Origin of the sequence: Micromonospora sp. DT81.3, assembly GCF_049847225.1 — a bacterium.
Taxonomy (GTDB): Bacteria; Actinomycetota; Actinomycetes; order Actinomycetales; family Microbacteriaceae; genus Microbacterium.
Map to the genome: position 1 here is coordinate 416,467 of NZ_JBNCNY010000004.1, position 11,284 is coordinate 427,750.

An 11,284-nucleotide genomic window follows, 5' to 3' on the forward strand; every position below is an offset into this window, starting at 1 on the left:
GCGGGCTTCGGTCACCCGACGCGGAGCACGGCGGCCGATCGTCCGGCCAGGCTGATGGTCGGCTCGGTGACGGGCTCTCCCACGGCGATCCCGGAGCCGGCGGCATCCGTCGCCCAGAGCACCTCCGCCCCGGCGCGCACGGGCACGAGCCGAGCCTCGTCGGCCAGGTTCACCGCGATGTCGATGCGTCCGTGACCGAGCCGGATCCATCGCTGCTCGTCATCGACGTCGGCCGACAGCGAGGCGAATGCCGGGTCGTTCAGATCCGGTTCGCTCCGCCTCAGCGCGATCAGGTGCCGATAGGTCTCCAGGAGCCGTGCGTGCACACCGCCCTCGGCCTCGTCCCACTTCAGTTTCGAGCGCAGGAAGGTCTCCGGGTCCTGGGGGTCGGGAACGATGGAGGGATCCCAGCCCATCCTCGCGAATTCCTCGATCCGGCCCTCCGCGGTGGCCCTGCCGAGCTCGGGCTCGGGATGCGACGTGAAGAACTGCCACGGCGTCGACGCCGCCCACTCCTCGCCCATGAAGAGCATCGGGGTGTAGGGGGCCAGCACCGTCAGCACGGCCGCGATCTGCAGGCTCCGCTCGTCCAGCGTCTGCGAGAGCCGGTCGCCCGCCGCCCGGTTGCCGATCTGATCGTGGTCCTGGGCAAACGTGACGAGGCGCCACGTCGGCACCTGCGGGTCGATGGGATGCCCGTGATTGCGGCCGCGGAACGATGACCACGTTCCGTCGTGGAAGAACCCCTTCGTCGCGGCCTTGGCGAGGGCCGACAGCGGGGCGAAGTCGGCGTAGTAGCCGGCCGTCTCGCCGGTCACGGCGACATGAAGCCCGTGATGGTAGTCATCGCTCCACTGTGCGGTCAGGCCGTATCCCTCGGCCTCGCGCGGCATGATGAGGGTCGCGTCGTTCATGTCGGACTCAGCGATCAGGGTGAGCGGGCGGCCGACATGTGCGCTGAGGGCGTCGGTGCGTTCGGACAGCTCCTGAAGGAGGTGGCGCTCGCTCGTGTCGACCAGGGCGTGTACGGCATCCAGGCGCAGCCCGTCCACGTGGTAGTCGCGCATCCACATCAGCGCGTTCTCGACGATGTAGCTGCGAACGGCGGGTTCGTCGAGATTCACGGACGATCCCCACGTGTTGCGTTCGGCTTCCCGCAGGTACGGCCCGTACTCCGGGAGGTAGTTGCCGCTGGGGCCCAGGTGGTTGTACACCACGTCCTGGATCACGCCGAGTCCGCGCTGGTGGCAGGCGTCGACGAACCGCTGGTACCCGGCCGGCCCGCCGTAGACCTCGTGCACCGCATACCAGAGCACTCCGTCGTAGCCCCAGTTGTGGGTGCCGTTGAAGGCGTTCACCGGCAGGACCTCGACGAGCTGGATGCCGAGGCGCACCAGGTGATCGAGCCGCTCGATGGCCGCGTCGAATGTCCCCTCCGGCGTGAAGGTTCCGATGTGCAGCTCGTAGATCACCGAGCCGGCGAGCTGCCGGCCGGTCCAGTCGCCATCAGCCCACCGGTGGGCAGACGGATCGAACCACGCGCTGAGGTCGTGTACGCCCCGGGGCTGTCGCCGCGAGCGCGGATCCGGCCGCACGACACCCGAACCGTCGAGTTCGAATCCGTACTCCTCGCCGCCCCGGAGTGAGACGTCGGCGGTGAACCATCCGTCGCCGCGTGGGGTGAGTTCGGTGCCGTCGGCTCCCGGCCGGTGCAGTGCGACGGAGCGTGCGAGCGGTGCCCAGACTTCGATCATGGGACCTGCCTTCCGGGGTATGCGTCCAGGGGTGCGAGGAGTGCGACCGGATAGCGCTCGAGCAGCCGGGCGACGGGCAGGCGGTGGCCTTCGAAGACCCGGCCGGTCAGGACGTCCACGGTCGGACCGGCGTGCCGCAGCAATTCCGTGTCGCCCCACGGGGAGCCGTCGCGCGCGGCTCGTCGGGCGAGCCGCGCGGGAAGGCGCGTGGCAACGGTGACCGCACCGCCACGGTCGAAGGCGATCAGGTGGTCGAGAGCGCTTCCGGTGACGGTCATCGGCACGTAGCGCGTGAAGAGCTCCGGCCGATCCCGGCGGAGGCGCAGGGCGCGGGAGGTGACCAGCAGCTTCGCGGCGGCCGAGGCGTCGACATCCGGCAGCCAACCGCCGTCGAGGCGAGCGAGCAGGTCGCGGCGCTCGGCGAAGTCCACCGCTCGGCGATTGTCGGGGTCGACGAGGCTCTGTTCCCACAGCTCGCTTCCCTGGTAGACGTCCGGCACCCCGGGGCCGGTGAGCTGGAGAAGCTTCGCGCCCAGGGAATTGCTCCAGCCGAACTGCTCGACCGAGGCGACGAAGGATGCCAGTCGCTCGGCGACCCGCTGATCGTCGAACGCGGCGTCCACCACCGCATGCATGCTCGCCTCGAACGCCGCCTCGGGCGCGAGCCACCCGGTCGCCTCCCCTGCTTCTCGCGCCGCCTTCTCGGCGTAGGCGTGCAGTCGCTCGCGGGATGCCGGCCATGCTCCGACGATCGCCTGCCACAGCAGGTTGTCGAACGGTCCGTGCCCGGAGGTCACGACATCGCGCATGGACCGCAGGAACTCGGCCCACTCCCCCGGAAGCTCCGCCAGGACGGCGATGCGGGCCCGCACGTCTTCGCCTCGTTTGGTGTCGTGGGTGGAGAGAGCGGTCATCGCGGCGGGGCGCTCGGCGAGCCGGCGCGCCTGGGCGTCGTGGAAGCCATCGACATCCAGTGCGAAGACCGACGGGTCGCCCCCCACCTCGGTGAGCGAGCCGAGCCGGGTGTACCGGTAGAAGGCGGTGTCCTCCACGCCCTTCGCCATCACCATGCCGCTGGTCTGCTGGAAGCGGACGGCCATCGGATGCCCCGGATCGGCGAGGCGCACGAGCACATGATCGATCGCGTCCGTGAGTTCCGGACGGCGGCGCCTCGCGTCATCCGCCGCCTGCACGAGATACCCGGCGCCGTCGGGCAGATAGGAGCGGTACACCGGGAAGCACGTCAGCAGCTCGGCGATCGCGTCGTCCGATCCGTCGATCGGCTCGTCGAGGAGCCGGTTCAGCCGCAGCACCTCGGAGCGAAGGATCGTGTCGGCGATGACCCGCTTCGTGTCGTGGATCAGGTCCTGCCACGGGGGCACGGCGCTCCCCCGCAGGTCTTCGTCGAGAGCGTCGAGCGCAGACTCGCCCGCCGGGTCGACGAACACCCGGTCGATGTCGCCCATCGCGTCGTAGCCCGTCGTGCCCTCGGTCTCCCAGTACTGCGGCAGGCGTTCGCCGTGCTCGAGGATCTTCTCGACGAGCACGTACGCGCCGTTCGTCTTCTCCGCGAGGCGATCGAGATAGCCGACCGGGTCCGCAAGGCCGTCGGGATGATCGATGCGCAGACCGTCCACGAGCCCGGATCGGACCCAGCGAACGATCTCGGCGTGGGCCTCGTCGAAGACGGCGGGGTCCTCCACCCGGATGCCGGCGAGCGAGGACACCGCGAAGAATCGGCGGTAATTGAGCTCCGCCGCCTCGCGTTCCCAGTGCATCAGCTCGTAGTGCTGGCGCTCGTGCACCGCTCGCACCGTCGACGCGTCGGTGGGGTCGCTGGCCAGCACCGCCCGCTCGTCGGCCGTGACCGACCCCTGTGCGAGCGGGAACCGGTGATCGAAGTACCGCAGCTCGTCGGCCTCGACGCGCAGCTCCCCGGCATCCGCCGCCTGCTCGAACGACGTGCCGAGGACCGGGAGCCGCACGCGGCCCCCGCCGACCTCCCAGTCGACGTCGAACGCGGCCGCGTACCGCGACTCGCGGCCGGTGGCCAGGAGATCCCACCACCATGGGTTCTGCGCCGCGTCGGCGACCCCCATGTGGTTCGGGACGATGTCCACCAGGATGCCGAGCCCCGCCGATCGCGCGGCTTTCGAGAAGGCATCGAGGCCCTCGGGTCCGCCCCGCGCGTCGTCGACGCGACTCGGGTCGACGACGTCGTAGCCGTGGTCCGAGCCCTCTGTGGATGCCAGCAGCGGCGACAGATAGGCCCAGTCCGCGCCGAGGTCCCGCAGGTACGGCGCCAGCTGCGCCGCCGCGTCGAGGTCGAAGGCCGCCCTGATCTGCAGGCGGTACGTGGACACCGGACGCTTCGGCATGGCTACCTCGAAACCTCGGACTTCGGTGAGGGGCTCGGCATGTCGTCGGGGCTCACGCTGGCGCCGATTCCCGCCAGGGACGCGGCGACCGAGTGGTCGACCTCTGCGACGGGAGCGCTGTGCTCGATCAGGACGAGCATCGCCTTGGCGTGCACGACGATGGAGGTTCCCGGCTCGATCGGATCGGTGTCGGCGCGCTCGCCCGCCGTGTCGACGAGGATGTCCCACCGCGGGCTGTACTCGACCGCGGGGATGTGGAAGTCGACATCCCCATCCCCCGCGTTGAACAGCACGATGAAGTGCTTGTCGGAGATCGGCTCGCCGCGGCGGTCGCGCTCGCGGATGCCGCCGCCGTTGAGGAACACGCCGACCGCGCGGCCGAAGCCCGCCTCCCAGTCCTCCGGCTGCATCTCGCTGCCGTCGGGGCGCAGCCACGAGATGTCGGGCACCGGGGCGCCTGCGACCCGGCGCACCGGGCGACCGTTGAAGAACCGGCTGCGCCGGAAGGTCGGGTGCTCGCGCCGGAGCCGTGCGAGTGCGGCCGTGAACTCGAGCAGCGGCTGGTCGACCTCGTCCCAGTGCACCCACGTCAGCTCGTTGTCCTGCGCGTACCCGTTGTTGTTGCCGAGCTGGGTGCGGCCGAGCTCGTCGCCGTGCAGCAGCATCGGCACGCCCTGGGAGAGCATCAGCGTCGCGATGAAGTTGCGCTGCTGGCGCGCCCTCATCGTGAGGATCGCCGGGTCATCCGTCGGGCCCTCGACGCCGAAGTTCATCGAGCGGTTGTGCGATTCCCCGTCGTTGTTGTTCTCGCCGTTGGCCTCGTTGTGCTTCTGGTTGTAGCTGACGACATCCCGCAGCGTGAACCCGTCGTGCGCGGTGACGAAATTGATGGATGCCACAGGGCGGCGCCCGGAGTGCTCGTACAAGTCGGCCGAACCGGTGAGCCGGGAGGCGAACTCACCCAGCGTGGCCGCCTCGCCGCGCCAGAAGTCCCGCACGGTGTCGCGGTACTTGCCGTTCCACTCCGTCCACTGCGGCGGGAAGTTGCCCACCTGGTAGCCGCCGGGACCGATGTCCCAGGGCTCGGCGATGAGCTTGACCTGCGAGACCACCGGGTCCTGCTGCACGAGCTCGAAGAAGGTCGCCAGGCGATCGACGTCGTAGAACTCGCGGGCGAGCGTCGCAGCGAGGTCGAAGCGGAAGCCGTCGACGTGCATCTCGAGCACCCAGTAGCGCAGCGAATCCATGATCAGCTGCAGGGCGTGCGGGTTGCCGACATTGAGGCTGTTCCCGGTGCCCGTGTAATCGGTGTAGTACCGCTTGTCCTTGTCCTCGAGGCGGTAGTACGCCGCGTTGTCGATGCCGCGCATCGACAGCGTGGGGCCGAGGTGGTTCCCCTCGGCGGTGTGGTTGTAGACCACGTCGAGGATGACCTCGATGTCGGCGGCGTGCAGCGCGCGCACCATGCCCTTGAACTCCTGCACCTGCTGACCCCGCTCGCCCGTGGCCGCGTAGGTGTTCTGCGGTGCGAAGAAGGCAACCGTGTTGTAGCCCCAGTAGTTCGAGAGGCCCTTGTCCTGCAGCGTGCTGTCGTTGACGAACTGGTGCACCGGCATGAGCTCGATCGCCGTGACGCCGATCTTCTTCAGGTGATCGATGACCGCGGGGTGGGCGATGCCGCCGTACGTCCCCCGCAGCTCTTCTGGCACGGCCGGGTGCAGCTGCGTGAGACCTCTGACGTGCGCCTCGTAGATGAACGATGACGCGTACGGGGTCTTCGGCTGACGGTCGCCCGCCCAGTCGAAGAAGGGGTTGATGACGATGCCCTTCATCATGTGCGCGGCGGAGTCATCGTTGTTGCGCGAATCCGGGTCGCCGAAGTTGTAGCCGAACAGCGACTGGTGCCCGTCGACCTGGCCCTCGACGGCCTTGGCGTAGGGGTCCAGAAGCAGCTTGCTCGGGTTGAACCGCTTGCCGCTCTTCGGGTCGTAGTCGCCGTGCACGCGGTAGCCGTAGCGCTGGCCGGGCCCGATGGTCGGCAGGTACGCGTGCCAGATGTGTGCGTCCACGTCGATCAGATCGATGCGGGTCTCCTTGCCGCGGTCGCCGAAGAGACACAGCTCGACACGGGTCGCCCCTTCGCTGAAGAGCGCGAAATTCGTTCCGTTGCCGTCGAACGTCGCACCGAGCGGATAGCTCGAACCTGGCCAAGTCTGCACATTGCCTCCATGATGACGCCGACGCCGGAAAAAACCGGCGTCGGCGGCTTTCCACCCTATCGGGCGGCGCAGAGGCCCGATTGGGGCTTGCGTCCAGGTTGATGTGTCAGTTATCGCCGGCGAGGAGCTCGGGGCGTCGCTCGCGCGTGCGCTCCACCTGCTGTTCCCGACGCCAGCGCGCGATCGCGCCGTGGTTGCCGCTCAGCAGCACCGGGGGCACGTCGAGTCCCCGCCAGGACGCCGGTTTGGTGTACGACGGGTACTCCAGCAGACCGTCCTCGTGGGACTCCTCGAGCAGGCTGGCCGGATTGCCGACCACACCGGGAAGAAGCCGGCCGATGGCCTCGATCATCGCCAGAACGGCGACCTCGCCGCCGTTCAGCACGTAGTCGCCGAGGCTGATCAGCCGTACCCTGCCGAGGGCCGCCGCGTGCGCGAACACGCGCTCGTCGATGCCCTCGTAGCGGCCGCAGCCGAAGATGAGGTGCTGCTCGGCGGCCAGCTCCCGGGCCGTGGCCTGGGTGAACAGCTCGCCCGCGGGTGACGGGAAGATGATCACCGGCCCCGTCCGGGTCGATGAGCCCAGTTCGCCGGTCGCCTCCCCCGTCTCGGTCGCTGAGCTGCTCTCGGTCGCTGAGCGCGTCGAAGCGTCGCCGGCGGTCAGCGCGTCCAGCGCCTCACCCCAAGGCTCGGGCTTCATCACCATGCCGGCGCCGCCGCCATAGGGGGTGTCGTCGACCGTGCGGTGGCGGTCGTGGGTCCACTCGCGCAGATCGTGCGTGCGGATGTCGAGAATGCCGGCGCCGCGCGCCTTGCCCAGGAGCGACATCTCGAGCGGGCCGAAGTACTCGGGGAAGATCGAGACGACGTCGATGAGCATGTCAGGCCTGCGTGGCGTCCTTGGTCGGTGCGGCGACGCCCGCGTCGGTCGTGCCGTCGTGCGGTTCGGCGGCCGCATCCGGCTGCCGAGCCTGCCCCGGTTCCCGAGCCTCATCCGGTCCCTGAGCCTCATCCGGTCCCTGAGCCTCATCCGGTCCCTGAGCCTCATCCGGTGCCTGAGCCTCATCCGGTGCCTGAGCCTCATCCGGTGCCTGAGCCTCATCCGGTGCCTGAGCCTCATCCGGTCCCTGAGCCTCATCCGGTCCCTGAGCCTCATCCGGTGCCTGAGCCTCATCCGGTCCCTGAGCCTGTCGAAGGGCGGCATCCGGGTTCTCGTCGTCCTCCGACAGCGGCAGCTCCTCGAAGAGCCCCGGCGGCGGGGTGACGGTGACGCGACCGGCGGCCACATCGACCTCGGGAACGATCGCGGCGACGAACGGCACCATGATCTCTCGATCGCCGCCGGCGCCTGAACCCGCCGAAGGGCGGACGATCAGCAGATCCTGCGCGGGGAAGTGGTCCACGCGGATGACGCGGCCGACGCTCTGGCCGTCCCGCACGACCTCGAGACCGACGAGTTGGTGGTCGTACCAGGCGTCGTCTTCCGGGGCGGTGGACTCGGCATCCTGATCGATCCACAGGATCGCGCGCACGAGCGCCTCGGCGGCCTCGCGGTCATCCACGCCCTCGAAGAAGGCGACGGGGTGCGTGTTCATCCACCGGAACTCCCGCACGGTGATGGACTTGCCGTGCCAGGGGGAGGACTCGGGCACCTGCAGGGTGAAGACGGCCCCGGGTACGAAGCGGCCATCGGGGTCGTCCGTGTACAGCTCCAGCTTGAGCGCGCCCTTCAGCCCGTGGGCCTTGACCAGGCGGCCGACGCGAAGCTGCGTCTTATCGGGAAGGGAAGGGCGCTGGTCGTTCGACACGTCAGTCGTCCGCGACGTCGACGCGCACGCGTCGGCCGTCGGCGAGCGCCGAAACGAGCGTGCGCAGGGCCTTGGCCGTGCGTCCGCCGCGCCCGATCACGCGACCGCGGTCGTCGGGGTGCACATGCACCTCGAGGACATCACCGCGGGGCGACGTGGAGGAGTGGATGCGCACTTCGCCCGGGTGATCGACGATCCCCTTGACGATGTGCTCGAGCGCGGCGGCCAGCACGACTATTCGGCGGTTTCGGTGGCGTCGGCGTCAGCCTCGGGCGCCGCGGCGACGGGCTCGGCCTTCTTCTCGGCCTTGGGCTTGAGCACGGCCTTCTTGGCGGCATCCTGCTCGAAAGCCGGCTTGGGCTCGCGGACCTTCACGGTCGAGACGGCGTTCTTGTCACCCTTGAAGGCGCCCCAGTCGCCGGTGAGCTTCAGCAGCGCGGTGACCTGCTCGGTCGGCTGCGCGCCGACGCTGAGCCAGTACTGCGCACGCTCGGAGTCGACCTCGATGAACGAGGGCTCCTCGGTGGGGTGGTACTTGCCGATCTCCTCGATGACACGACCATCGCGCTTGGTGCGCGAGTCGGCGACGACGATGCGGTAATACGGCGCACGGATCTTGCCCAGGCGCTTGAGACGAATCTTGACAGCCACGATTCTCCAGAATTGTGTGAAAGATGAACGAACCGGTCGCTCGGGGAGTGGGGTGCACACCCGGCGGAAGCTCAAAGGAGGATCCCCGCGCTGGATAGAGGGTCGAGCGGGAGATCCGACCCTCTATTCTTCCATACCGCGGACCAGCCCGCGAACACCCGGCCCTTCCATACCGCGAACCAGCCCGCGAACACCCGGCCCTGGGGAGACGAGGCGTCGCACATCCCGGCGCACGCCGTCAACCGGACGGTACGCCGGACACCGCGTGCCAAGATGAGCGGATGACGGTGCCCTTCGCGACATCCGCCCGCTCGACAGTCGGAATCGAGTGGGAGATCATGTTGGCCGACGGCGAGACGGGCGACCTGGTGGGCCGGGCTCCCGACATCCTGGAAGCACTGGAGGCGTCCTCGGAACTCGAGCGCCACACGATCACCGGCGAGCTGCTCACCAACACGGTCGAGGTGACGAGCGGGATCGGCGACACGGTCGCCGCGGCCGTAGACGACATCGCCGACGCGATCGCGGCCGTGCGCACCGCGACGAATCCGATCGGCGTCGAGCTGCTCTGCGCCGGGAGTCATCCCTTCGCGCAGTGGTACGAGCAGTCCGTCACCGACAAGACGAGGTACCACAAGCTGATCGAGCGGACCCAGTGGTGGGGCCGCAACATGATGATCTGGGGCATCCACGTGCATGTCGGCGTCGACGACGTCAACAAGGTGTTCCCGATCATCAACGCCCTCGCCGTGTATCTACCCCATCTGCAGGCACTCTCTGCGGCGAGCCCCTTCTGGGCCGGGGAGCGCACCGGCTACGCGTCGAACCGGGCGCTCGTCTTCCAGCAGCTGCCGACGGCGGGTCTGCCGTGGCCTCTGCAGTCGTGGTCGGAGTTCGAGGGGTACCTCGACGACATGGTCCGCACCGGGGTGATGGCCGACGCATCCGAGGTGCGCTGGGACATCCGCCCGGCGCCTCGTTGGGGCACCATCGAGGTGCGTGCGTGCGACGGGATGTCGACCCTGCCCGAGCTCGCCGCGGTCGCCTCGCTCGTGCAGGTGCTCGTGGAGCACTTCAGCCGCGAGCTCGACGAAGGACGCGAGCTGACGTCCCTGCAGCCGTGGTTCGTGCGCGAGAACAAGTGGCGCGCGGCCCGGTATGGGCTGGATGCGCGGATCATCATCGACCCCTCAGGGCGTGAGGTGATGGTGACGGACCACATCCGCGAGACGATGGAGCGCCTCGCCCCGATCGCGGTGCAGCTCAAGTGCGCCCGCGAGTTCGCGGGGACGGAGACGATCCTCGCCGAAGGCGCGAGCTACGCCCGGCAGGTGCGGGTGGCGGATGCCGCGGACGGCGATCTGCGGGAGGTCGTGCGTCACCTCATCCGCGAGTTCCGCTCTGGTCCGACGCTCCGCGACCACCTGGCCTCCCTCGCCGAGTAGCGCCGCGGGGCGCCGGTGCGCCGCGGGGCGCCGGTGCGCGGTCGCGCGGTCTGTGCGTCGCGTCAGGAGATGTGCACCAGAACAGGCTGATTCTTCCGGAAGCGTCCTGATCTCGAGCCACTGGCCTGAGCTGACGCTCGACGAGGTCATGCGGCGCGGTGGCGACCTTGCGCGATCGCCGTGAGCACCGTTGCTTCGACGTACTCCCAGTCGAAGAGCACCTGCGCGTAGTCGAACCGCAGCACCGTATAGCCCATCAGGACAAGTCTCGCGTCCCCGCGGATGTCCTGACGCCGCTGAACCTGCTCGAGGTGGTGGGCGCCGTCGATCTGGATCGCGAGTCGATCGCCGACGAGGAGGTCGAGCGGATGCCCGTCGACCCAGACCTGCTGACGTACCGCGACGCCGAATGGTGCGAGCCGCGTCGCCATATGGGTCTCCAGTCCTGAGTCGGAGAGCGCGGACGCGGCTTCCGCCAGTTGCCGCGCCGCACTGCTTCTCCAACCGACACGGGTAAGAGCGCCGCTCGTGACAAGCCCCTTGTTGAGGGCCGATTCCCATACGGTGAGGGCGTCCAGTCGCGGCAAACACTGCGCGGTGTGGAAGAGGGCATTGATCAACGGCTGCTCAGCGGTGCGGGGACGCACCGGCACGGGAGGCGAAGACCAGTGGATGATGGCATCCGCCTTCGTGAAGCGTGAGGCGTTCGGCGCTACGGAAACGTGCACGGCGGTGCCGCTCGGTACCCACAGTCCCGCCCGCTTGGCCGCGCTCACGCACGTCAATCGGCCGCCGCACGAGACGGCGAGCAGCCGACCCCGATCGACCGACGGGGCGACGAGCCACACCCGGCGCACCCGGCGCAGGAGATCGGCACCGACTGCCTCATCGATGTCGCGGCGTGAGAAACCGGCATCTGTCGACGGCGCTCGAATTCTGAACGGTTTCGGCACGGTGGTTTCCAGTGATCGTTGCAACGTGATCACACCAGTTGGAGGTCATGTTGTCGTCACGTCGCATTCCGAAGGG

Annotated in this window: 9 protein-coding genes; 1 reads left to right on the top strand and 8 read right to left on the bottom strand. The window is 68.9% G+C overall.

Annotation, left to right across the window (positions count from 1 at the left end):
* Window positions 1-11 precede the first annotated feature (11 nt).
* The 7 genes from treZ to rpsP form a co-directional block, all read right to left on the bottom strand.
* Window positions 12-1,754: a malto-oligosyltrehalose trehalohydrolase gene (treZ, locus tag ACPW96_RS12215; protein WP_425883367.1), complete on the bottom strand. Its 1,743-nt coding sequence runs from the start codon at window positions 1,752-1,754 to the stop codon at window positions 12-14.
* Window positions 1,751-4,132: a malto-oligosyltrehalose synthase gene (gene treY / locus ACPW96_RS12220; protein WP_425883369.1), complete on the bottom strand. Its 2,382-nt coding sequence runs from the start codon at window positions 4,130-4,132 to the stop codon at window positions 1,751-1,753. The genes treZ and treY overlap by 4 nt, the downstream gene beginning before the upstream one ends.
* Window positions 4,133-4,134: 2 nt before the next feature.
* Entirely contained in the window at window positions 4,135-6,351 is a 2,217-nt protein-coding gene (glgX, locus tag ACPW96_RS12225) for a glycogen debranching protein GlgX (protein ID WP_425883370.1), read from the bottom strand.
* Window positions 6,352-6,457: 106 nt separating this feature from the next.
* Entirely contained in the window at window positions 6,458-7,231 is a 774-nt protein-coding gene (gene trmD / locus ACPW96_RS12230) for a tRNA (guanosine(37)-N1)-methyltransferase TrmD (RefSeq protein WP_425883371.1), read from the bottom strand.
* Between the two features lies 1 nt (window position 7,232).
* Complete coding sequence (gene rimM / locus ACPW96_RS12235) at window positions 7,233-8,159, bottom strand: ribosome maturation factor RimM (protein WP_425883372.1); 927 nt, start codon at window positions 8,157-8,159, stop codon at window positions 7,233-7,235.
* Window position 8,160: 1 nt separating this feature from the next.
* Window positions 8,161-8,391 (bottom strand): RNA-binding protein, encoded by a 231-nt coding sequence (locus tag ACPW96_RS12240; RefSeq protein WP_425820396.1) that lies wholly within the window; start codon window positions 8,389-8,391, stop codon window positions 8,161-8,163.
* A gap of 2 nt (window positions 8,392-8,393) precedes the next feature.
* Complete coding sequence (gene rpsP, locus ACPW96_RS12245; protein ID WP_425883373.1) at window positions 8,394-8,810, bottom strand: 30S ribosomal protein S16; 417 nt, start codon at window positions 8,808-8,810, stop codon at window positions 8,394-8,396.
* A gap of 281 nt (window positions 8,811-9,091) precedes the next feature.
* Between rpsP and ACPW96_RS12250 the strand changes: the two genes are divergently transcribed.
* Window positions 9,092-10,255, top strand: a complete 1,164-nt coding sequence (locus ACPW96_RS12250; RefSeq protein WP_425820393.1) for a glutamate--cysteine ligase — start codon at window positions 9,092-9,094, stop codon at window positions 10,253-10,255.
* Window positions 10,256-10,401: 146 nt separating this feature from the next.
* Here the strand turns inward: ACPW96_RS12250 and ACPW96_RS12255 are convergent, their stop codons facing one another.
* Window positions 10,402-11,208, bottom strand: a complete 807-nt coding sequence (locus ACPW96_RS12255; protein WP_425883374.1) for an endonuclease domain-containing protein — start codon at window positions 11,206-11,208, stop codon at window positions 10,402-10,404.
* Between the last annotated feature and the right edge of the window lie 76 nt (window positions 11,209-11,284).